The organism is Staphylococcus sp. OJ82 (genome assembly GCF_000294465.1).
Classification (GTDB): domain Bacteria; phylum Bacillota; class Bacilli; order Staphylococcales; family Staphylococcaceae; genus Staphylococcus; species Staphylococcus equorum.
This window is the reverse complement of sequence record NZ_ALPU01000003.1, coordinates 208054-231515: the sequence shown is the minus strand read 5'-3', so window position 1 is coordinate 231515 and position 23462 is coordinate 208054. Positions and strand designations below refer to the sequence as shown.

Sequence of the window (23462 nt, the reverse complement as noted above, 5' to 3'; positions counted from 1 at the left end):
CTATTAAATTTTGAGTTTAAGCTTAAACGTCTTTAAAGATAGACTAATATATCATTAATACTTTAAGATTAAATGCGGCGTTTCAATTCTAAAGTTCTTTTTAAGTTCGCTTGCTTTCACTTTCTCATGCACAGTTAAATCATATGTCATCTTATCGTTTGTGTTTAAACTGTTTAAATAACCATAAGTGAAGCGTTTAGGCAACATAAGTGCTGTCATCCCTTCCGATAATAAGTAATTGAATTTTAAGCTACGTAATTGTATTGTTTTACTATCTTTAGAAGTAACTTCTAACATGTCATACAGTTTATTATTAGTTACATAGAATGACAGGTTATCAAAATCTTTCGTGAAGTATGGCGTAAAGCGATAATATTTATTATTACTTTCTGCAATTGTACTTGTCTCTACTTCATAAGGGTATTTTGCACGTTTACTACCAATACGTTTTTCAACAATCATATTATCTACTCTCATCTCTAAAAAGGCATCCCAAACCTTTTCTTTCACCAAGTATGGGATTATATCATTCATCGACGCACTAAATTTAAAGCGAGATTGATCGTTAATTGCTAACGGTACATAAATCAGTTCTTTTTTGTTTCGAGAAACAAGCTTTAATTGAATCATTGTCGCAACATGATTAGGATTAATGATTGATTTTAAGAATTCTAGCTCTATTTCAAATCCTTTATCATTAAATTTAAAATGTGACATTCTTAAATCAGGTTTAATCACTTGTTTGAATTTGAAAAACGGCTCATTTTCACCAAATTGTATTTCCAGTTCTCCTTGGTGTGCATTATAGTTATAAAAGCGACCATTTTTATAACTTTCTTCAACCTTTTGGTAATGTTTCATATCTTTTAGACGTGCGTAATACAACAATGGTTTCAAGGAATCGTTTACTAATTCATCTACTTCTGAAGGTACTTTTTGAATAAAGTCACCTAAGGCATCCATCCATACTTCTTTTTATCATCGGCTATTTTCAGAGAAAAATTATTAGTTCTTGAGAAGGAGAAATGACGATCTATAAAATAACCTAGCACCTTATGTTTATTATCTAAAGGACTGTCTAATATTGCTTCTGTTATCAATGACATGACCTTGTAAAAATCTTCTGGTGAAACGTAGGCTGAACTCATATGTTCGCCTTCACGTTTTGCAGCATAGTAATAAGGTTTATCAGCTAGTACAGCTATTTTATCCGCATTGAGATAAGCTTTCATTGTAAATAGTTGATCTTCAGCGCTACGCAAATCTTCTGGAAAATCAATATTATTATTGCGTAATAACGATGTTCTATAGAACTTAGTAGGACCTAGTGTATATATAATCCTCGAATTTTCCAGTGTCACAGAGTCACTTGTTTCTTTAAACATAGACCTTGGAACACCACGACCATTTACACCTTCCATTCTTACTAATACCACATCTGCATTATTGTTATCTACAAATTTAGACACATCTTTTAACGTATCGTTATTAATATAATCATCAGAGTCTACAAAAAATACATATTCTCCTTGAGCAATTTGTAGTGCTGTATTTCTTGGCTTACCTGGGCCACCTGAATTAGTATCAAGCTTTTTCACAATTAAATTCATCTTATCTTTATATGGCTCTACAATTTTTACTGTGTCATCTGTTGAACAATCGTCAACAACTATCACTTCAAAATCCTTTTTATCATACTTTTGATTTTTTAGACTGTTTAATAACTCTTCAATATATTTTTCCGAGTTATAGCTTGGTACTATAATTGAAAATTTCACTTTATTTCACCTCATAAAAAGTGAGCTAAGATACAATGCAATATACTTAGTTTAATAGCAAATAAAATATACGCTATATCTTACCATCAGTCTATTTATCATTGTACTTAACTCACTATATTGATCTTATTATTTTAGTTGTACTATAAGTTAACTTCCAAATACATTTCTTACTAAACGTTCACTTGAGCGCCCGTCTTGATATTTAAAATGTTTGTCTAAGAAAGGTGATACTTTTTCTACTTCGTAATCGCTATTATCTAATGCCGTAATTAAATCTTCAAATGATTCGATAATTTTACCTGGAACAAAAGTTTCATAAGGTTCATAAGGTTCATAAAAATCACGCGAAGTAATGTAGTCTTCAAGGTCAAATGCATAAAAGAGCATTGGACGTTTAAATACTGCAAATTCATATACAAGAGAAGAATAATCACTGATCAATATATCTGTAACAAATAGAATGTCATTAACTTCTCTAAAATCTGATATATCTACAAAATATTGTTCATATTCTCTAGGTATATTTAGTCTGTTTTTCACAAATGGATGCATTTTGAACAGCACAACTGCATTATTTTCACGACAATAACGCGCAAATCTCGCAAAGTCTATTTTAAAGAATGGGTAATGTGCTGTGTGGTGGCCACTGCCTCTAAATGTTGGTGCAAATAGAATAACTTTTTTACCTTTAATGATAGGTAAATCTTGCTCCATTTCAGCTACAATTTCTCTTTCATAATTTTCATCGAAAAGAATGTCTGTTCTAGGCACACCTGTTGGTATAATATTCTGTTCTTTAATGCCAAACGCTTCCCCATAAAAAGGAATATCTGTTTCAGATGAGACAAAGGCTTTTGTATAATTTCTGTGGTTGACGGAATTAAAGAACGGCCCACCTTTTTTACCAGTACGGCTATATCCAACTGTTTTAAAGGCACCTACTGCATGCCAAACCTGTATAATTTCTTGGCTTTTTCTAAACTTCACTGTACTGTATATAATAGTGGATGAAAATCATCTACGAAAATATAATCTGCTTTACCTAATAAAAACGGAAACTTAAACTTATCAATGAAATTTCTTCTTGCAGAAATATTCGATTTAAACAAGGCATGAATTTTATACTTTTCATCTAAATTTTGACGTAACATTTCATTATATACATACTCAAAGTTACCTGACATATATTCTCTTGAATCAGAAGTGAATAATACTGTATTGCCTTTTTTTAAGTGGAAAAATTTAGTTACTTTAAATATAGATTGAAATACAAAATTACGCACATTAAAAGAGTATCTATTGTATTTCAAACGCAAATCTATCATTTTTTTCTTAACTGGATTTACTTTTGGTAAAGGCGCTTTAAAATCAATATTTAATACAAATTCATTTACTTCGCTTGAAATCATTGGCTGAACAATATATTCTGTTTTCTTAGAATTGCCGCCTTTTTTAAATACGAACTCATAATGCGTCAAAAGATAATTATTTTTTCCATTTTGTGTTTCTTCTGCTGCATATTCTTCTAGTTGTGTATCATCTAATTCATAACTATCAGGATTCAGTAATGTTTCATTGATATGTGCAATATAATCAAAATCGTCTTTATAGACAATGAGATATTCACCAGACGGAAGATAGTTTCCATCATCTAAAATCGCCACATTAAAGCGTGCTTTAAACTTGTTTCCTTCAATCTTCACATCATTTGCTGCTAATTCTTTAGTTTCAGTCAAATTTCGCAAAACAAAATTTTTCTTGTTAAGCTCAATATCGTTAACGTGACCTTCAATAAATAATTGAATTCGCTCCCAATAGATGTCATCAATTATTATTTTAGATTTGCTCAATTTCAAAAACCCTCTCTTGTTCAATTAATTAGATTTAAAACCGTAAAACCGATATTAATAACTAATTTAAAATAATTAAAAATAAATATAAATTGAATTTTCAGTTATCTTTATATATAATTGTTCTTTACATTGTCCATTTAAGCACAGTCTTACCCCATGATGTGGATAAATCTGTTTCAAATGCTTTTACCGCATCATTTATTGTTTTAATATCAAATTCATTACCTTTTAGAAGTGCTAATTTTTCAACGACATCAGGATTGTCTTTATAAAATTGAGCAACATCTCTGAAATCTTGTGCACCACTTCTACTGCTACCAAACATCGTTATACCTTTTTCTAGTACAAGACGTGTATTTATTCCTATTGGATATTCACTTACGCCTAACAAACTAATTGTCCCTTCTGGCGAAATCAAATCAATAATCTGATTCACCGCTGACTGACTTCCTTTACCGCCTACACATTCGAAACCATGGTCAAATGAGACATTTTCTGGAACTTCATGAATGTGATATATATGTTCTACAAATGAAAAATGACTTAATTTGTAATCCGTTTTACCAAAAACATAAATTTTAGCATTTGGATATAGTTTATGAAGTAAAATAGCTGTTATATAACCTAAATTTCCATCTCCCCATACACCAAAACTATTTTTATATGCAATTGATTTACGTTCAAAACGTTGAATTGCATGCCAAGCTACACTGACTAATTCAGAGTAAGCAATTGTACTTAAATCTTCTATACTATCATCTATTTCAACGACTCTATCGTGATCCATAAATACATAATCTTGCATAAATCCATCAAAACCACTAGATCTAAATTTACTGCTTGGCAAATAATTTTCAGCTATAACATCATCTTTTTCTACTGGTGTATTAGGCACCATGATGACTCTCGTACCAATCTCAAACACACCTTTATTATCATACACAACTTCTCCAACACCTTCATGAATCAATGACATTGGTAACTTGTTTTTCAGCACTTTTTCATTTCTACTACCTGTATAATATCTTTGGTCTGCTGCGCAAATTGACAAATACAATGGTCTTATAATAACTTTATCGCTTTTAATGTCTTCATTATTATATGTTACTTCAAATTGTCTCGGAGCAACGAGTTGATATACTTGATTAATCACTCGACATCCCACCTTTTATGATTGAGTTAGCAACTTTAAGATCATAAGGTGTCGTTATTTTTATATTGTATAATTCTCCCATAACTAGTCTTACAGATTTGTTTGCTACAACTAGTATCTTACAGGCATCTGTCATAATTTTCTTATCGTCACTTGATAGCTCATTATAACTATTTCTTAACAAATTAATATTAAAAGATTGAGGCGTTTGACCTTGATACATTTCACTTCTAACTGGTATAGACTTTATGGATTCACCATCTTCTGATGTGATGATTGTGTCAGTAGCTGTTATTACAGTATCTACAGCACCATATTTCAAAACACTTGCTATGTTTTCTTTAATAATACGGTGTGTTAAAAACGGTCTAACTGCATCATGTGTAACAATAACATCTTCATCAGTAATACCATTTTCAGCTTCTGCTGCTTCTATAATACTCATAATGGTTTCATTACGGTCCTCGCCGCCTTGCACAACTTTAATTCTGTCATCATTAATATTATGTTTACGTAAAGTATCTTTTGTATGAGAAATCCATTTTTGAGGTGTAGCAATATAGATTTTATCGAATTCACTTGTTAATAAGAATTTCTCTACTGTATGAATAAGAATAGGTTTCCCATCTAAATCTAAAAATTGTTTTGGTAATGGAACATTTCCCATTCTTGATCCAATACCTCCAGCCAAAATACCAGCATATATCATATATTTCCCTCCTATATAATTGTTGTTGTTACTTTTTAAATTTTATTATTAAATACCTTGCTATATAAACATATCTTATAAGCCCATTTTTGTATTGAACTCATAAAATGCATTATATAAACATTATATTACCAACTATTATGGTCTTTTTCTACTTATATCTATCCATGCACAATTTAATATAGTTTTTTAATTCCAAACCATATCTTTACTTTTATAATAAATATCACAGAACTTTATAAAATTTATTTCCGACTAATATCCTAAACTTATTTAATATTGATATGGCAAAAAAGCAGATTTCCTATTTAAGGAAATCTACCTTCTCATTTTTTGCCATCAAATTTGTTTTTTTCACTAAACTAACTCATTTAGCTTGTGCCTTATTTTATCTATTACCAACATCGTGTCCTATTTCTACAGTCTTATCATTTTTATTGTAAAGTGCTGCTTGAACACTACCAAAGTTAGGATCATTTCGTTTTTCTTCTACTTTAAAACCTAAACTTTTGAAAATAGAAACATCTGCCTTACTCATAGCATTTTCATAAAATACTGTACCGCCATCATTGTAAAAGCGTGGCTTATCTATTGACTCTTGAAGCGTGCCATTACCTTTTAAATAATCTATCAGCACTTCATTGGTTGTGGTAGGAATCTTATTACCTCCTGGCGTCCCAATACCCATATAATAATCAGGACCCACGACTATACTTGGAGCTGTATATGATCTAGGTGTTTTATACTTCCCACCATGGTTAGGACTTAAAGGATCAGAAGAAAAGTTTGATAAAGAGTTGTTCATATAGAAACCTTCCTTCATAAAATCACCTGAACCAAAGAAACTTGATAATGTATTAGTAGTACTTGTTACTTTGCCCTCTTTATCAACTACAACAAAGTGTGTTGTACTTGTATTATCTACATTATTTGTATTGAAATTACTTTCAAAGTTCACTTCATTTAGTTTGCCTAATAAATAATCTTGAGATAAGTATTCATCGTAATCTTCATCTTGTCCATTGACTATATCTCTATTTCGATACATAAGTGCTCTCGATTTTAAAATACCAGTAATATAATCTAAACGGTTATTAGGGGTAGTTTGATTATTTGGGTCTATTTGATCATTTTCTGGCGCAGACTGTGTATTTTGCGGCACTTGATTGTTTGTTGCTTTATCTATTTCTAAACCTTGAAGCATCAGTGTGCCACCTAATGGATTAGATGCAGAATAAACTTTAGTATTTAAATAATCTGTGCTAACCGGTTCTTTTTTCGTGGTTTTATAACTATTAAAATCTTTTTCAGTTATTTCTTCATCTACTTGATCAGAAACACTTTCCCCCACTTTATCATAGAAATAATCTGGCCCATGATCTCTAATTCCTTTAATTGTTTTAGCTAATTCTGGCTGTTTAACTACTTCACCTTCTCTTTTGGTTTTATCACCATCAAAAAATGGTGAGTCCCTATCAACATCAGAACCGTATAATTTTAAACTGCGTTCTAATTCTGAATCAACTTCAAAACCTTCTTCTGCTAATGGAATCACATAGTTTAAAATTTTCTCTTCATCCATTTTACCCGCTTCTTTATGTGCATCATGTATCCCACGTACAAAGCCTGGTGTACCTATTTCGTCTTTCTCATCATATTTAAACGATGAAATATCTTTGTATTGCCATTGCTTTGGCGCAACATTCGGTTTGCCATCATAGGCTAACATCGCGCCTCCGCCACCTAAACCAGATGAGTGAGGCTCGGTTATTGCTAATGCATATGAAACACCCATGGAAGCATCAACAGCATTGCCTCCGTCTTTAATAATTTTCTCCCCAACACGGCTTGCTATTGGATTATTCGAAGCAACACCGTAAATTTCATCTGATGGGTTCTGATCATGATCTGCAATCTTATTTTCATATAATTCATCTTTATTATAATTATCTTCTTTGGTTGCTATAAAAAAGATAAAAGAAATAATTATAGTAAGGAGTAAGATTGCGATGAGCGTTTTTTTATTATAAATACTCATACTTAAGCTCCTTTAGACAAATATTGGTGATGCGATGTTTTAAGTTCATTTTGTTCATATTGATCTAAACCTTCATTTGCTTGAGCAAATACAATTAATAAAAAGATAACTAATACTATTGAAACTACTGTAATACTCACCCATTGTGTTTTAATGTTCATATACGTAACCTCCATTCTCTTTTTTTAGATCTACACTTTTACTTTCAATATTGTTCAATAATTTAATTTCTTCCACTTTGTTAGGATTGGATTCTGTTATTTTTCCGCCTTGTGATTTAATTGGTGTTACCATAAATTCTGAATCCTTACCATTCCAATTTTGTTGAACAGCCAAGCCTTGTTTATTCTTAGATAAAAAATCCTCAGACGTTACGTTACCAAGACTATAAAAAATACTAGTACCTTTATATTTTTCAATCTGTTGAATCACTGAGTTGTGACCAATAATTACATCTGCACCAGCATCAACAAGTGAATGTGCATATTTCTTTTGTCGCGTTGTAACAGCACGTTCATCCGTTATTCCCCAGTCGACATTGACTACAACGTAATCATTTTCCTCTTTTAACTTTTTAATTAATGGAATATAAATATCCGGTTCTAAACTTACTGAAGTTGTATTCTTCAAGGAGTCAGTGTAATCAGACTCAACATCTGTAAACGAAACATTGGCAATTTTTTTACCTTTAACTGTTTGTTGTACTGTTTTACTATTAATAGGATTCGAACCATTTCCAGTTAAGTAATTATAACCAGCCTGCCCTTCTACCGCTCTACTAAACTCTCTCGCTGTTATATTATCGGTGACCTGGTTAATAATATTTAAACTTTTAATATTTAACCCCCTTAAAAACATGACATTCTCTAAATTTTTATTAATATTTGCTTTTCTATCTTCTGAAAAATTGGTGAGTTTTAAGCTTGCTGTTGAATAATCACTTGCATTTAAAACACTTTCTATCGGACTAAAGGTGTCGTTAATATTGTTTTTCCTTATGTGCTTATTCATTTCTATATTACCTAAATAAGTCATCCTTATATCATCTTTGGCTTTCTTCATAGCTTGAACTGGTTCAACTTCTTGTGATGACATAGTGAATATTAAAAGTGCAATTGCCCCTATTAAAATAATGCCGGTGTATATAGAGTTGCGTTTTTTGTGACGTTTCGTCCATTTTAATACCCGTTCCTCTATAGTAAATCGTTTAGATTGCTTCATATTTATGCTCCTTACTAATTGATAAAGCTATAAAAGAATAAGATGACATAAGTAATACATGTTAATAACATACATGTAGATAAAGTAATAATGACACCTTGTTTTTGAATTGTATTTGCTATGATACCTGGAATAACAACGCCAATCCCTGACATTTCCACCATTTCAAATGGAGTTAAGGGATAAATGATGTCAAATACAAACTTTAATACCATACCAGTAAGTATCATTGCCGCAAATTTTCTACGACCATATAAAATTACGATTTTGCTTACACCATGATTAACAATGAAATATGTAATGCAACTAATAATGAGTACAGATAGTAACATAATCGGCTGATCAAAAATCAGCGCTAAATATCCTGGTACTACTAATCCAGCTGGACTAATACCAAATTTTTCGGCAAAGATTAGACTTAGTACAATGCCCACAAATAATGAAAAATATAACTCTGAACCTATCATATTATTTGATCCCTTCTATATATTGCGCTATTTCTTTACCTGGTCCGTGAATATTACCAACACAGAAAATCAAGGCATTTTGAGACTCTTTATATAATGCGCGCTCAACTTCTTTTATATCTTTACCTTCGAAGTTTAAATACTTCTTATTCGGCTGGCCTTCCATTACATCGTTGACCATTTGAGTACTTTTACCTGTACAAATTAATGTATCGAATTCGACATCCTTTAAAAAATCTTCACAAAATTGTCTTGTTCTGTCGATTCTGTCGGAACGACAATTTAATATAAGTACAATTTTTTTATAAGGATAATTATAAGTTTCAACTTTGTCTAATATTGCTTTTGAAGATTTCGGTTCATTTGCAGCAAATGCATTAACATAAACGTTAGTTGAATTATTAGCGTTAAAGTATTTAACTTCAACCGCTCCAACATCAGGGGGTGCATTTAACATGCCACGCAAGGCTGTATCTCGATCTATACCCATTGCTTCGGCAACACCCATAGCAATTGCAACATTATCTGGGAATACAATGTAACCGAACTTTCTTAGATAAGATTCGGGCACCTCTTCTTTATCAACAACGATTAATTTTGTTTTACGTTTTTTAGCAACTTTAGCAAAAAATTTAGTGTAGTCATCTTTCATTACTACAAGATGTCCTTTGTATGGAATGGTCGCTGTAAATGCTTCGGCAACTTCATCTAACGTCGGTCCTAACACATCCATATGATCTTCCATCACATTTACAATCACACCAATATTTGCTTTCACTAAGTCTTTTTGGAATGTAATTTGATAATCTGGATTAACTGCCATACATTCATTTACTAAGGCGTTGGCTTTTTGTTTTACAACTTTGCGAATAATATCACGTTGTTCGCCGATATTTGCTCCTTGAGGCTTCCTATAAACTGGATACTCTCTTGGTGTAAACCAATACAACATACGTGCATCTGTTCCTGTAGTTTTACCTATAACTCGGTAGTCATCCTCACGTAGTGTACTGTAAATCAATCTAGTTATAGTAGATTTACCTCTTATACCATTTATATTTATGCGTATCGGTACTTTTTCTAATCTGTAGGAATGTTGTTTTTTCTCAACAATACCTAGCCAAAGAATTAGACCTACGCATATGATGATGAGTAGCAAATTTTATCCCTCTTTTCAGCAGCGTATTTAATTTTATGTAAATATCAAAGCAGGTTAATCATGTTATTAATACATAGTGAAGATGTATCAACTAAAAATAGCATTCACAACATTTAAACAATTCCTACCTATCAATACCGTTATCCTACCATGTAGTTATTGATTTAATATAAATTGTTTGAAGTATAGATTAATTATTCGTAAATTCAAATTTACAAAACATGTAATATTTATCTTTTATCTTTATAAACCCTTATATAATGGCATTTTTATTTTTAGAAAAAATAAATACTTTTTTCGAAAAAATTTAATTTAATTTAGTAATGGGGGATTTTTTGCCATAAACAAATATATAATATTTACTACTTCTTAACATGCTATTAAAATTCAAATGTTATCTTATATGTGTAGGGAGCAATAAATCTATCTAGGAGGCAGTTTATGAGTAAATCTGTTAAATTAGTAGTTTCTATATATCTTGTTGTTGTATTTCTTATCACTTGTAGCTATCTCATTTTGATTTTAATTGGAAGTATTCAAGGTAATGATATGAAGGGTGCAGTATTAGATACTGCCAATCCTACAAACATTGAAAATGTAGAATACAATAATGAATCTTCACCTGAAAAGACAACAACTGAAAGTAATAGCGTACCTGATGAATTACAATCTAGTCTTACTAAACCATTAAACACAGAAGCTTTATCACACAATGTTAATACTCATACAGGGTCCCTAGATCGCACTTTATCTAAGAGCCCTGTATGATTTTTTTGTTAAATATACGATATGTGCTCAAAATATAACTAAAAACTCAAATAAAATTCGTCTTTATTATCCATCTCCTATTTCGATACTTTAAAATTTAATTAGTCTGAATCTTCAGATATAATTAGATTGATAGTTATTATTTTATGAAAAGGGGTTTTATTAAGATGAGTAAATTTTCAGAAGCAGAAAAAGTTCAAATACTAGAAGATTTAGTAAGTATTAAATCTGTAAATGATCACGAAGTTGAAGTTTGTGAATATCTTAAAGATTTATTATCTAAACATGGTATCGACTCCAAAATAATTAAAATCAACGATACGCGCGCAAATTTAATAGCAGAGATTGGTGAAGATGGACCAGTTCTAGGTATTTCTGGGCATATGGATGTCGTTTCAGAAGGCGATAATAATAAATGGACATATGATCCATTCAAATTAACTGAAGTAGATAATAAATTTTATGGACGTGGTTCTGCAGATATGAAATCAGGACTTGCTGCATTGGTCATCAGCTTGATTGATATCAAAGAACAAGAATTATTAGACCATGGTAAAATTCGTTTGCTCGCAACTGCAGGCGAAGAAATTGTCGGTGAAGGCGCAAAAGCTTTCCAAGAGCAAGGCTATATGAAAGATGTAGAAGCGCTCGTTATTGCCGAACCATCTCAAGATAGAATTGTTTATGCACATAAAGGTTCAATGGACATTCGTGTTACTTCAAAAGGTAAAGCTTCGCATAGTTCCATGCCACACCTCGGGTTTAATGCTATTTCGCCACTTGTGAAATTTGTTTATAAAGCAGATGAAGGTTTTGAAAAGTTCAACAAAAGCAATACCCTTTTAGGTAATGCCATTATGAATGCTACTATCTTTAATGGCGGTAACCAAGTGAACTCTATTCCAGAACACGCTGAGTCAGAATTTAATATCCGTACAATTCCAGAACATGATAACGAACAATTCATTTCTTATTTTAATGAGATTTTAAAACAAGTTGAAACTGATCAAACAGATATTGAAATCGACACTTACATGTCTAGACCCCCTGTTTATACAACTGGTCAAAATAAACTAGCAGAATTAGCTCACGAAATGGGTACAAAATATTTAAATACTGATTTACCTTTAGAAGCTTCACCAGGTGTAACCGATGCTTCCGACCTACTTGTAGATAAAGATAAAGACTTTTCATTTATTATGTATGGCCCTGGTTTAGTCAGCCAAGCGCATCAAGTAGATGAATATGTAGAAAAAGATGTGTATTTAGCATTTATTGATTTATTCACAGAATTTTTCCCAACTTATTTAAAAAATAAATAAATGATACTGCTAATCCGTATCATTTCCTAAAATGACTTAAGAAACAATATTTTATATATGAATTTAGACAATAACAATGAATGTTTCATTATATTTTTTCTTTTTACTAATTATAGTGCTTTGCGCCGACTCCTGACTAGTTAATAAAGCACTAGCCGAAGACTACGAACTGATGCTGTGACAGCGGAATGTGCACAAAAAAACTGCCAACAAAACCCCAAACTTTATGGCACTCTAAAAGGGCTTTCCCAAAAATGGAAAGCCCTTTTATTTATATAGATTAATTTATAAAGATTTTTAGGTTAAAAGATAAATTATTCTTAATGATTATTGATAATTTGCTTTAGTTGTTCTAAAAATTGTCGTCTTTCCGGAATTGGAAAGATTGGATGAATATGGAATAAATTATAACCTGGTAAGAAATCATGTTCGATATTTTTTTCATTTAATAAGTTCGATAATTTCACTGCATCTGGATATAACGTTTCTTTTGTACCTATTGAAATCGTAATATGTCCTAAACCATCTAATGCACCATTGATTGGAGAAACCCGCCAATCTGTTAATGGTGTATCACCTGTCCACAATTCTATGAAATACTGCGTACCTTTAATAGCTAACATAGGATCTATTTTTTCATACGCAGGTGCTTCAGGATTAGATAAGGTCACATCTAAAACGGGAGAAATCAATACAATGTGACTTGGCTGTTCTAAGTCTAATGTTTTGATATATTGCGCAAATGATAATGCAATTTGACCGCCCGCCGAATCACCCATGATAATTACTTGTTGTGGATGTTCTACTTGAGCAATTATATTTTTATAGATTTCAGTAAGCAATCTAAACGTCTCTTTGTAAGTTGCATGTGGTACTTTGGGATATACCGGCATAATGACTTTCGCGTCCAATTCATCTGCAACTATATCTATATACTCAAAGTGTGTTTTAATAGGGTCTTGGACCCACGCACCTCCATGTAAATACAATACAACTCGTTGTTGGCTATCTGCTTTATCATTCACTACATACGTCGTTGCATTTTGTATAGTTGTAGTTCGAACATCGTTTCGAAAGCTATAATCCGTGCCTTTGTGTGGCCCTTCTGTATCTCTCATCACAACTTTCAACATTTTCTTCGCATTTTCTACACTTTCAAATGGCTTTTTCATTTGTGTAGCTCTTATTGTTGCTTCATATAAAAAGCTTTTATAGCTACGTTTTTCTTTTACCTTAGCATAAAAATAGGAAGTTATTACGCCAACACTCGTTAATCCTATAATTTTTTTAAACAAAATATATAACCTCCTCAATTCGTCTGATATATATTTTATAATAAAGAAGTTCATATTTTTAGTAAAAGCAATTATTTATATTCAATATTTTAATTTTATGTATATATCATTGATTTCTCAACCTTACCTTGTCTTTTCGCCTGACATCTACAACATGCGAGTAGCATTAGAAATAAAATCCTAATCCAATATCATTGGCATATAGAGTTCATCATAGTAATGTTCATCCATATAAATGGATTCACGCTTAATACCTTCGATTTTAAATCCTAATTTTTCGTAAAAATTAATAGCAGGTGTATTCGATGTGATCACATTTAATTCTAAGCGTCTTAACCCCTTGCGCTTTGCCCACCTAATTGTTTCATCAAACATTTTTGTTGATAAACCTTGCTGCTGCTTATTGTTAACGAGTCCTGTCATAATATAACCAATATGTTTCACCTTAAATAATGTACTAATATGTACAGAAAGATATCCTAAGATTTCATTGTCATCTGTTTTAACACCAATATAAAAATTACGCTTAATATCATCAATAAATACTTCTTTATCAAAGCTACGTTCATCTGGCAAATACAACATATATTGCGTTTCTTGGTCGATTTTCTTCATACAAGTATATAGTTCCTCTGCTTCATCAGGACAGATTCTTTCTATTCGCATATACATCCCCCTATTGTACTATTAATATTCTTTATCATACATTATTCATAAGAAATATGAAACTTTTTATCTAATTACTCACATTTTTATTTTAAACAATTTAATTATTTTGTGTTATTACAAGTATCAACAACACAAAGATGGACTCATTATCAATGAGTTTTTGTTCTATATGATGGCTTTTGATTTTGAGATAACCACATCATACGAATACTATCTGAAAGTGTAGCTTCAATTCTTCGTCCAGAAAATATAGATTGTGTATAGCATAAAGAATTACTTTCAATATCATTTTAGGGTGATAAGGTGATGCACTATTTAAGTGATTGAATTCGTAGAATTCTGTTTCTGGGATTATTTCAACAATTTGATTAACTGCATGTGCGATATCATTGTTAGGAATCAAAATTTCAGTCTCCATTGGTAGTGTTAACTGAGTCATATTATAATTTTTATACATAAGACACCTCGTTTTAAAGTTATGTTAGAGTAACTTTAAAACGAGGTGTCTTATTTTTGTATTAATTTATATAATTGTACCGATTTTAAATAGAAAGAAATTGTACGCTACAATGCATTAATCTATACTTTGATACATCAAATTCAACTGATGTTCAAACCGTTGCATATCAATAAAGCGACCTTGTCTGTGCATTTCTTTTCCATCTAAATATATTAAATCTACTGGCACAGTAAATATCGATAGTTCACCAGCGATAGCTTCTAAATTACTTTGGTTTATAACCCCTAGTGACACATTAGGATATTCACCTACAAGTCCTTCTATTTGTGGTAACACTGCATGACAAACGCTACAATTGTCTCTCATTACATGTATAACCACCAATTTATGATTGTTAACAAACGCGTGAAATGATTCTATCGTAGTCAATGTTCGCGTCATTTTTAAACACCATCCTCGTCACACAAATTGTATCTCATTATGAAACATTTTCAGATGAATAATCAACGTATTTGCTTCGAAAATACAATAACCCAATATTCTAAAATAGCTACTATCCTTTTAGCAATTGAACATATTATATTTTAAAATATAGCATACGACTATTATAGTGACTTGGTGTTTTTTAACAGTAATTGTTCGATACGCGTTCTTATCTCTTGCGTATAACCTTGTAAGCCACCTGTATGAATAAATAAAATGGATTGCTGATCATTATAATGACCTTGTTTTATTTCCTCAACAAGACCTCGAAAAGCTTTTCCAGTATATGTGGGATCTAATATTATTCCCTCTTGTTGCGCAATGTCGATATAAAACTGAAGTTCTTCATCCGTTGCTTGGCCATATCCTAAACCAATATATTCGTCGTTGATTAAAATCGATTCAAACGAGGGCGTGTCCTTGTCTAAATCTTTAATAATCTCAATCACTTTATTTTTAAAGGTTTCAGCATTTTTGTTTACAGCATATCCAATGATTTGAGTCGCTAAATTATTACTCGTTTTGCCAAACCAAAGTCCAGCATATGTCCCACCAGAACCTACCGCTAAATTAATAGAATCAAACTGAACACCCATCGTGATTTCTTGGTTTAATATTTCTTCATAAGTATTAATATAACCATGAGCGCCTATCCAGTCAGATGCGCCAGCAGGTATTTTAAATGGCGTTTTGCCAGCTTCTTCTAATTCTCTATACAATATTTCCATCGTTTCTTCTCTTGAAGCGCTAGGTTCTATAAAATGTATATGAGCGCCTAACATCGTTGCCAAAAACAAATTCCCTTCATAGTACTTTTTAGTTCCTCTCAATATCAAATGGCATTCTATATTGTATTGCGTGCAGACAGCAGCAGTTGCACGCGCATGATTAGATGTGATTGCTCCAGTTGTAATGACTGTATCATAACCGTTATCTAATACATACTGTATTGTATATTCTAATTTCCTTACCTTATTGCCTGAAATTTCGGTTCCTGTATAGTCATCTCTTTTAATATAGATGTCTTTACCTAATGACTGACTTAGTGCTTCTAATTTATGAATAGGTGTCTTTAAATTCGCGATATTTAATTTTCTTTGTAGCATCATCGATTCCCCTTAATTAAAGTATAATATTTATTTTTTAGGTATAAACACTTCAGCTTCACTGTCATTTGGATAATAATAACCATTAGGGATGGTCTGTAATTCAATTAAACTCCCCCATGGCGTGCGTATATATACGGTTTTATTATTTGCTGTATCTTCATATTTTGTATTACTGTGTGGTGCCGAAATCGGTTCGCCTCCTGCTTGTTTCACTTGATTAAAAGTTGTTTCAAAATCATCTACGTAAAATGAAATATGTGTAAAACCAATATCTTGTAATGATGCCGGACTTTGTTGAGTAGCATCTTTGAATTCAAACATTTCTATATTAGGTCCATTATGAAACACCATCATGCGTTTTTTTATAATTTTTGCTCCTTGTTCTATATCTAAGACATGTTCTACAAATGCACCTGATCGCGAATCATCAGCTTTGGTTTGACTATCATAGGCTATCTTGCCATCCAAAGCTTCTTTGAAAAATGTAGTTGCTACTTCAATATCTGGTACCGTCAATCCAATATGGTTTATCCCTCTTGTGATATCCATATCCATCCCCCTTTCAAAATCATATTTTTCAAATGTGATAAAAGTGTTCAATTTATTCTAGTGGAAATGTTCTTTTAATAATATATAACGGTTCATATCTCTAAATACTTCTCCATCGAATACATCTTGATAATCTGTAGCAACAAAAGAAAAGCCAACTTTTTCAGCAACTTTATTGCTTGGTATATTTCGAACATCGGCTAAAATAGTCAATTTATTTAAGCTTAACGTTTCAAACGCATAATGGCACATATACTTCACGCACGTCGTTGTAATTTGCTTACCTGTATAATCTTCAGCAATCCAATAACCAATTTCTGCTTTGCGATTCTTCGTATCTATTTTATGTAAATCTATGGTACCTATAAGATCATCTTCATAATAAATAAGAAATAAACGACCTGTATTGTCTGCATGTTGTTGAATCATCATTGTCAAATATGCACTTTCGTCTTGTACTGTGACATCTTCTGTAATAAATTCTAGAAATGGTTCTAAGTGTGAAAAATTTTCTTTAATTGTTTGATATAATGCTTCAGCCATATTTGACTCTGGTGGCACAAGTGTTACTTTGGGCATCACTTGCATTGTTGGTCGATAGTTCATAATTTCACCCTCATTTTTAATATAATCATAACTCCTATGATATTTATAATTTCAGAATATTTCAACATTTTATTTTGTAAAATAAAAAACAGTTCGAATTCTTATCAATTCGAACTGTTTGAGATGCTATATAATATGATTATTTAGTCTTGTTTAACTGTCATAATCAATTGTTGTGATTTCACTTCTGATACATCAGTTATTTCAAGTGTACGATTTTCTAAGTTTGTTAATATCAATGGTGTCACGATACTAGGTGCATTTGCTTTAATATAGTCTAAATCAACTTGCATTAGCTTTTGACCTTTTTTAATTGTGTCTCCTGTACTCACCATACTTTCAAAGCCAGAACCATCTAATTTAACAGTATCAATACCAATATGAATAAGTAATTCTATACCTTCATCTGACTCTATACCAATCGCATGCTTTGTAGGGAATATTGTTTTCACTGTACCGTCAAATGGTGCCACAATTTCTCCATCTTCAGGAACAAATCCTACACCATCACCCATCATTTTTTGAGCGAACACTTGGTCAGGTACTTCTGATAAAGGTATGATTTGACCTTTACCTGGTGAGTAAATTTCCACTTCATCCAAATCGTCCATATGTGTAACTTTATTATCGTCTTCAACTGGTACGGTTGTTTCAGTTGGTTTAGTAATTTCACCTTTCATAATCATAGCCATATCATGCTTGATTTGATCGGATTTAGGACCGAATATTGCTTGCATATTATTACCTACTTCAAGCACGCCAGAAGCACCCAATTCTTTCAATCCAGCAACATCGACCTTACTCTTCTCTTTCACTTCAACACGTAGGCGTGTGATACAAGCATCAAGATGTTTAATATTCTCTTGGCCACCCATTGCATCTAATACTTCAAATGGTAATTCACTCGCTGTTGCTGTAGAAGCTTCAACTTGCTTGTCTTCACGACCAGGCGTTTTGTAATTGAATTTTGTGATTAAGAATCGGAATACAAAGTAGTAAATTACTGCGTATACCAGTCCTACTGGAATCACAAGCCACCAATTTGTTTGGTTCGGTAACACGCCTAATAATACAAAGTCTATAAAACCACCTGAGAATGTATATCCTAAATGCACGTCTAATAGATACATAGTTAAGAACGCTAAACCATCCAGTATTGCATGAATAAAGAATAATAATGGCGCTACGAATAAGAATGAGAATTCTAATGGTTCCGTAATCCCAGTTAAGAACGAAGTTAAAGCTGCAGAACCCATCAAACCAGCCACAACTTTCTTACTTCCAGGTTTCGCTGTATGATAAATAGCCAAAGCTGCTGCAGGTAATCCAAACATCATTACCGGGAATTCACCCTGCATAAATTTACCAGCTGTTAAATGACTTCCTTCACGAATTTGTTCTATAAAGATACGTTGGTCACCACGAATAATATCTCCTGCTGCGTTCGTCCATGAACCAAATTCAAACCAAAACGGTGCGTGGAAAATGTGATGTAAACCAAACGGTATTAATAAACGTTTGATAAATCCGAATAAGAATACAGATAAACCTGTATTGGCATCAAGTAACCCTTCACTAAATGCATTTAGTCCTGTTTGAATAGTTGGCCATATTAAAGCCATCGGGAATGCTAATACAAAAGAAGTCAGTGCCATCATAATTGGCACAAAACGTTTACCAGCAAAAAACCCTAAATATGATGGTAATGAAATATTAAAGAATTTGTTATAACACCAAGCAGCAAGCGCCCCAATGATAATACCGCCAAACACCCCTGTTTGTAATGTTGGTATACCTAATACACTCGCATAACCACTCGCTGCATCATTTACGTTATCTGGTGACACATGTAAAAATGCACCCATCGTTTTATTCATAATGATATAGCCGACAAACGCAGCAATAGCTGCAACGCCATCACCACCAGCTAACCCGATTGCAACACCCATCGCAAATATGATTGGCAAGTTATCGAATATAATACCACCTGCGCCAGCCATCATCTCACCGATACTTTGAATTCCTCCATTTTGTATAAATGGAAGGTATTGTTGTAGGGACTCCCCTTGAATTGCTGTACCAATTGCTAGTAATAAACCAGCGGCTGGTAAAATTGCGACTGGTAACATTAACGCTTTACCAATACGTTGCAATTGTCCAAAAAACTTTTTAAACATACACAAAAACATCCCTTCTCTATCTTTTTCGCCAAAACGCATACAAAAAGGCATGAGCAAACAGACTATTCCCGATAGTCGCTTTGTTTGCTCATGCCTGCTTAACCAGTAACACGCAATATGACGATTTGTTTTAATTTAGTATATACTATTTCAAAAATTTATACAATATCCATTCGCATTCTATTTTTCAAAATGTTATAACTTCTTTTCACTATGATGTGCAATCAGTAGCCGATTATTAATGCAATAGACATCCCGATACTACAAATCACTACCCATATCACGATTAATTTCCACGCAAATTTCAGCCATTGTGTGTAAGTAATTTTCCCAACAGCTAACGCGCCCATGAGTATTGCCGACGTTGGGAATAAAACATTACTAATCGCATCTCCATATTGGAAGGCAAGCACAGTAACTTGTCTATTAATATTTAATAAGTCAGATATAGGTACCATTAAGGGCATTGTTGTTAATGCTTGGCCTGAACCTGATGGTATAAAGAAATTCAAGCAAAATTGTAATATAAACATTGCTATGATTACCATTGAAGAAGGTATATCTGCTAATAAAGTTGTCATGCCATAAACAATTGTATCGATGACTTGACCATTCTCTAAAATCACAATAATACCTTTAGCAAAGCCGACAATCATTGCTCCAAATAGTATATCTTTCATACCTTCAATCATTGCATCGAAAGTGCCATTCATCCCTAGACCACCAATGAAACCTGCTAATAAACCTGCTAGTAAAAAGTTCGCACTCATTTCATTAAATGACCAACCATAAGTAAAAATACCATATACGTTTAATACAATCGCTGCAACGATTAAACCTAAACCTATCGCCTGTCTTTTTGTAAAGCGTGGTGTGGACATTTGGGTTTCTAAATTACTTTCTGCTTGTTCCAATTCATAAACAAGACTTTTAGTTTTATCCTTCTTAACTTTTCGGGCATAAAGCATTACTGTCATTATCGCGGCACTTAAAATAAATAGATAAATGATTGTCCGTAGCCCCCAACCTGAAAACATGGGTAATTCAGCTACAGATTGCGCTACACCGACTGTAAATGGATTGAGCATACCACCTATAAATCCACTAGCTGCCCCAAGTATTACCATGGCAGCACCTGTAAGCGCATCATAGCCTAATGTTCGGGCGATAATGATACCAATTGGCACGAAAATAATCGTTTCTTCTGCTAGCCCAATAGAAAATCCTAGTATAGAAAAAATAGTCATTGTTAAAGGAATCATAAGCCCTTTATACGTTCCTAATGCTTGCATCGCTTTATTGACACCATTTTCAAATGCACCCGTCTTATGTACGATACCGAAGGCGCCACCTACTAAAAAGATGTAAAATACAATTTCTCCACCACTAATTAATCCTTCAGGTATCGCACGAAATATATCGAAAAATGATACACCATGTTGTGCTACTTCTTGATAAGATCCTGAAACAACTAGAGTTTGTCCGTCCTTTTTCTCACGTGCGAACTCCCCCGCCGGTATTATGTATGTAAGTAAGCTTGAAAAAGCAATAATTATTAATAATAATGCATATGTATGTGGCGTTTTAAAACGATTTGATTTAAAAATTGATTTAAACATCACGTTCTTCCTTTCTTCTCTCAAACTTGCATTCGTCGCTATTTGTTCTTTATATACTTATATAGCCTATTTTATGCGAAATAAGCACTAATGTTAATCTTTATAAAATAATTTTTCACATTATAATTTTATCATTTGTTATGCATTAGTATATGAAACACAACATAGGTGAGCAAGAATAAAATAACAATATTTATAGCAATGAAAGTTTAGCTTTATATAATAAAAAAGCTACCAAACATAAAAGTGTTTGGTAGCTTTAAATTACAATATAAGTTTAGAAGAAACGTTTTACCGCCGTTGACATTGGAGGTAACTCCTCTAGGTCTAATTTTCCATCTTCAGTAATTGATCTAAATGCCCATTTACCATAATTCATTGCTTCATCCATCACAATCTTGCCTGGTAATGGTGCTGCAGTTTCATCAACGTACACGTTGACAATTGTTGGACGGTCTTGCGACATTGCATCTTCAACTACTTCGTCAATTCTATTTGGGTCAGTTAATGTGTAACCAACCCCACCACAACTTTCAGCAAATTTTGCGTAATCAATATCAGTGAAATTAATTGCATATTCTAATTCACCAGCTGCTTGTTGTTCATATTTAATAAATGAAAGTTGTTGATTATTTAACACAAAGAACGTCATTGGTAAGTCATATTGTACTGCTGTTGCAAAGTCTTGCATTACCATTTGGAATGCACCATCACCAGCAATACCGACAACTTGACGATTAGGGTATGCTGTTTTAGCAGCAATGGCACCTGGCAATGCACAACCCATTGTACCTAACCAACTAGATACAATAAATTTATTGTTAACTGTTAAATTTAAATAACGTGTTGACCATACTGTTGATGTACCTACATCAATAGAAAAGATTGCATCGTCTGTTCTTACTTGGTTAATTGCATCCATTAGACGTTCTGGTCTAATTGGTTTACTGTTATCTTCTAAATCTTTTGCCATCCATGCATCCCAAGTTGCTTTTCTTTCTAATGTTTTCGTTAAGAAATCACGTTCTGATACATGTTTTACTGAATCTGTTAATTGTAGCAATGATAATTTACTGTCACCAACAATACCCACATTCACATCAAAACGGTGGCCAATATTTTCAGCATTGTTATCAATTTGAATTGCTTTAATATTTTTCTTAGGTAAATAATCCACATAAGGATAATTCGTACCTATCATGATTAATAGGTCGGCATCTTGTATTGTTTGGTAAGATGTTTTCGTTCCGATTTTACCTAGATTCCCAATATTATAAGGATGCGCATCCGCTAATAAACCTTTCGCAGGTAGCGTGATAATTGAAGGTATTTTCACCGCTTCAATAAATTGAAGTAGTTCATCTTTGGCATGCTTGGCACCCATACCGACAAGTACTACCGGACGTTTACTTTTATTGATAAGCTTAGTTGCTTTTTTAATACTACGTGGTTTTGGTGTTACACGTGCTGGTGGTGCAGTGTCCACTTTTGTATTTGTTGTATCTTTAACTTTATTTGTTAATAAGTTATTCGGTAAGATTAATACGGCTACACCTTTTTTCTCATATGCAGTACGAATCGCTTCATTGACAATACCAAATATATCTTTGTCATTTTCAGATATTTGACGGTTATAGACTGACACGTCATCAACTAATTTGCTAATATCTGTTTCTTGGAATGCTTTCGTACCTAAAGCTGTACTATCTGTTTGACCAGCTAAAATAAGTTGAGGTACATTGTCCATTTTCGCATCATACATACCGTTAAGTAAGTGAATTACACCAGGTCCACCAATACTTAAAGCTACTCCAATTTTGCCAGTCACTTTCGTGTAACTTGAAGCAGTTAGACTTGCAACTTCTTCGTGTCTAACATTAACAAATTTAATATTATTTCTAACTGTTCTTAAACTATCTACGACTGCATCTATAGAATCTCCTGGAATACCATATAAATGATCAATATCCCATGCTTGCAACGCTTTTACTAATGCTTCATTTGCTTTAATTTTTGCCATT

Annotated in this window: 18 protein-coding genes and 3 pseudogenes; 2 read left to right on the top strand and 19 right to left on the bottom strand. The window is 32.6% G+C overall.

Annotated features, from left to right (window positions below):
• Window positions 1-54: 54 nt before the first annotated feature.
• The 9 genes and pseudogenes from SOJ_RS14860 to pgsB form a co-directional block, all read right to left on the bottom strand.
• Window positions 55-1778, bottom strand: a pseudogene (locus SOJ_RS14860) (glycosyltransferase).
• Between the two features lie 150 nt (window positions 1779-1928).
• A pseudogene (tarL, locus tag SOJ_RS03335) lies at window positions 1929-3631 on the bottom strand (teichoic acid ribitol-phosphate polymerase TarL).
• A 127-nt stretch (window positions 3632-3758) separates the two neighbouring features.
• Window positions 3759-4787 carry an alcohol dehydrogenase catalytic domain-containing protein gene (locus SOJ_RS03330; protein ID WP_002506672.1) on the bottom strand — a complete coding sequence of 343 codons (1029 nt, stop codon included), beginning with the start codon at window positions 4785-4787 and terminating at the stop codon, window positions 3759-3761.
• A complete protein-coding gene (locus tag SOJ_RS03325) occupies window positions 4780-5496 on the bottom strand; it encodes a D-ribitol-5-phosphate cytidylyltransferase (protein ID WP_002506671.1) in 717 nt (238 codons plus the stop codon). Before SOJ_RS03325 ends, SOJ_RS03330 begins: the two co-directional genes overlap by 8 nt.
• A gap of 388 nt (window positions 5497-5884) precedes the next feature.
• Entirely contained in the window at window positions 5885-7534 is a 1650-nt protein-coding gene (locus SOJ_RS03320) for a gamma-glutamyltransferase (protein WP_002506670.1), read from the bottom strand.
• Between the two features lie 2 nt (window positions 7535-7536).
• Window positions 7537-7695, bottom strand: a complete 159-nt coding sequence (locus tag SOJ_RS14545) for a hypothetical protein (RefSeq protein ID WP_002506669.1) — start codon at window positions 7693-7695, stop codon at window positions 7537-7539.
• Entirely contained in the window at window positions 7685-8755 is a 1071-nt protein-coding gene (locus SOJ_RS03315; protein ID WP_002506668.1) for a CapA family protein, read from the bottom strand. Before SOJ_RS03315 ends, SOJ_RS14545 begins: the two co-directional genes overlap by 11 nt.
• Before the next feature lie 14 nt (window positions 8756-8769).
• Complete coding sequence (gene pgsC / locus SOJ_RS03310) at window positions 8770-9222, bottom strand: poly-gamma-glutamate biosynthesis protein PgsC (RefSeq protein ID WP_002506667.1); 453 nt, start codon at window positions 9220-9222, stop codon at window positions 8770-8772.
• Between the two features lies 1 nt (window position 9223).
• Window positions 9224-10381, bottom strand: coding sequence for a poly-gamma-glutamate synthase PgsB (gene pgsB, locus SOJ_RS03305; RefSeq protein ID WP_002506666.1), 1158 nt, complete (start codon window positions 10379-10381; stop codon window positions 9224-9226).
• A gap of 441 nt (window positions 10382-10822) precedes the next feature.
• Between pgsB and SOJ_RS03300 the strand changes: the two genes are divergently transcribed.
• Window positions 10823-11149, top strand: a complete 327-nt coding sequence (locus tag SOJ_RS03300; protein ID WP_002506665.1) for a hypothetical protein — start codon at window positions 10823-10825, stop codon at window positions 11147-11149.
• Between the two features lie 167 nt (window positions 11150-11316).
• Window positions 11317-12471 (top strand): ArgE/DapE family deacylase, encoded by a 1155-nt coding sequence (locus SOJ_RS03295; protein WP_002506664.1) that lies wholly within the window; start codon window positions 11317-11319, stop codon window positions 12469-12471.
• Between the two features lie 320 nt (window positions 12472-12791).
• On the opposite strand, the gene SOJ_RS03290 is transcribed toward SOJ_RS03295, so the two are convergent.
• From SOJ_RS03290 to SOJ_RS03245, 10 genes and pseudogenes are all read right to left on the bottom strand, one after another.
• Window positions 12792-13766 carry an alpha/beta hydrolase fold domain-containing protein gene (locus SOJ_RS03290; protein ID WP_002506663.1) on the bottom strand — a complete coding sequence of 325 codons (975 nt, stop codon included), beginning with the start codon at window positions 13764-13766 and terminating at the stop codon, window positions 12792-12794.
• Between the two features lie 180 nt (window positions 13767-13946).
• Window positions 13947-14432 carry a GNAT family N-acetyltransferase gene (locus tag SOJ_RS03285; protein ID WP_002506662.1) on the bottom strand — a complete coding sequence of 162 codons (486 nt, stop codon included), beginning with the start codon at window positions 14430-14432 and terminating at the stop codon, window positions 13947-13949.
• A gap of 164 nt (window positions 14433-14596) precedes the next feature.
• A pseudogene (locus SOJ_RS14340) lies at window positions 14597-14892 on the bottom strand (transposase); the annotation flags it as partial.
• A gap of 117 nt (window positions 14893-15009) precedes the next feature.
• Complete coding sequence (locus SOJ_RS03275) at window positions 15010-15336, bottom strand: thioredoxin family protein (protein ID WP_002511539.1); 327 nt, start codon at window positions 15334-15336, stop codon at window positions 15010-15012.
• A gap of 164 nt (window positions 15337-15500) precedes the next feature.
• Window positions 15501-16484 (bottom strand): D-cysteine desulfhydrase family protein, encoded by a 984-nt coding sequence (locus tag SOJ_RS03270; protein ID WP_002511540.1) that lies wholly within the window; start codon window positions 16482-16484, stop codon window positions 15501-15503.
• A 30-nt stretch (window positions 16485-16514) separates the two neighbouring features.
• Window positions 16515-17036 (bottom strand): VOC family protein, encoded by a 522-nt coding sequence (locus SOJ_RS03265; protein ID WP_002506659.1) that lies wholly within the window; start codon window positions 17034-17036, stop codon window positions 16515-16517.
• Window positions 17037-17093: 57 nt separating this feature from the next.
• The gene (locus tag SOJ_RS03260; protein WP_002506658.1) at window positions 17094-17642 is read right to left on the bottom strand and encodes a GNAT family N-acetyltransferase; all 549 of its coding nucleotides are present in this window, start codon (window positions 17640-17642) and stop codon (window positions 17094-17096) included.
• A gap of 143 nt (window positions 17643-17785) precedes the next feature.
• Window positions 17786-19819: a glucose-specific PTS transporter subunit IIBC gene (ptsG, locus tag SOJ_RS03255; protein ID WP_002506657.1), complete on the bottom strand. Its 2034-nt coding sequence runs from the start codon at window positions 19817-19819 to the stop codon at window positions 17786-17788.
• A 227-nt stretch (window positions 19820-20046) separates the two neighbouring features.
• Window positions 20047-21441 (bottom strand): YfcC family protein, encoded by a 1395-nt coding sequence (locus SOJ_RS03250; RefSeq protein WP_002506656.1) that lies wholly within the window; start codon window positions 21439-21441, stop codon window positions 20047-20049.
• 277 nt (window positions 21442-21718) lie between these two features.
• Entirely contained in the window at window positions 21719-23461 is a 1743-nt protein-coding gene (locus tag SOJ_RS03245; RefSeq protein ID WP_002506655.1) for a pyruvate oxidase, read from the bottom strand.
• Window position 23462: the final 1 nt, after the last annotated feature.

Excerpts from the sequence above, each read along its gene's own strand:
- SOJ_RS03325 (WP_002506671.1), bottom strand. The coding sequence starts at position 5,496 with ATGATATATGCTGGTATTTTGGCTGGAGGTATTGGATCAAGAATGGGA.
- SOJ_RS03320 (WP_002506670.1), bottom strand. The coding sequence starts at position 7,534 with ATGAGTATTTATAATAAAAAAACGCTCATCGCAATCTTACTCCTTACT.
- SOJ_RS14545 (WP_002506669.1), bottom strand. The coding sequence starts at position 7,695 with ATGAACATTAAAACACAATGGGTGAGTATTACAGTAGTTTCAATAGTA.
- SOJ_RS03315 (WP_002506668.1), bottom strand. The coding sequence starts at position 8,755 with ATGAAGCAATCTAAACGATTTACTATAGAGGAACGGGTATTAAAATGG.
- pgsC (WP_002506667.1), bottom strand. The coding sequence starts at position 9,222 with ATGATAGGTTCAGAGTTATATTTTTCATTATTTGTGGGCATTGTACTA.
- SOJ_RS03300 (WP_002506665.1), top strand. The coding sequence starts at position 10,823 with ATGAGTAAATCTGTTAAATTAGTAGTTTCTATATATCTTGTTGTTGTA.
- SOJ_RS03295 (WP_002506664.1), top strand. The coding sequence starts at position 11,317 with ATGAGTAAATTTTCAGAAGCAGAAAAAGTTCAAATACTAGAAGATTTA.
- SOJ_RS03285 (WP_002506662.1), bottom strand. The coding sequence starts at position 14,432 with ATGCGAATAGAAAGAATCTGTCCTGATGAAGCAGAGGAACTATATACT.
- SOJ_RS03275 (WP_002511539.1), bottom strand. The coding sequence starts at position 15,336 with ATGACGCGAACATTGACTACGATAGAATCATTTCACGCGTTTGTTAAC.
- SOJ_RS03270 (WP_002511540.1), bottom strand. The coding sequence starts at position 16,484 with ATGCTACAAAGAAAATTAAATATCGCGAATTTAAAGACACCTATTCAT.
- SOJ_RS03265 (WP_002506659.1), bottom strand. The coding sequence starts at position 17,036 with ATGGATATCACAAGAGGGATAAACCATATTGGATTGACGGTACCAGAT.
- SOJ_RS03260 (WP_002506658.1), bottom strand. The coding sequence starts at position 17,642 with ATGAACTATCGACCAACAATGCAAGTGATGCCCAAAGTAACACTTGTG.
- ptsG (WP_002506657.1), bottom strand. The coding sequence starts at position 19,819 with ATGTTTAAAAAGTTTTTTGGACAATTGCAACGTATTGGTAAAGCGTTA.
- SOJ_RS03250 (WP_002506656.1), bottom strand. The coding sequence starts at position 21,441 with ATGTTTAAATCAATTTTTAAATCAAATCGTTTTAAAACGCCACATACA.
- SOJ_RS03245 (WP_002506655.1), bottom strand. The coding sequence starts at position 23,461 with ATGGCAAAAATTAAAGCAAATGAAGCATTAGTAAAAGCGTTGCAAGCA.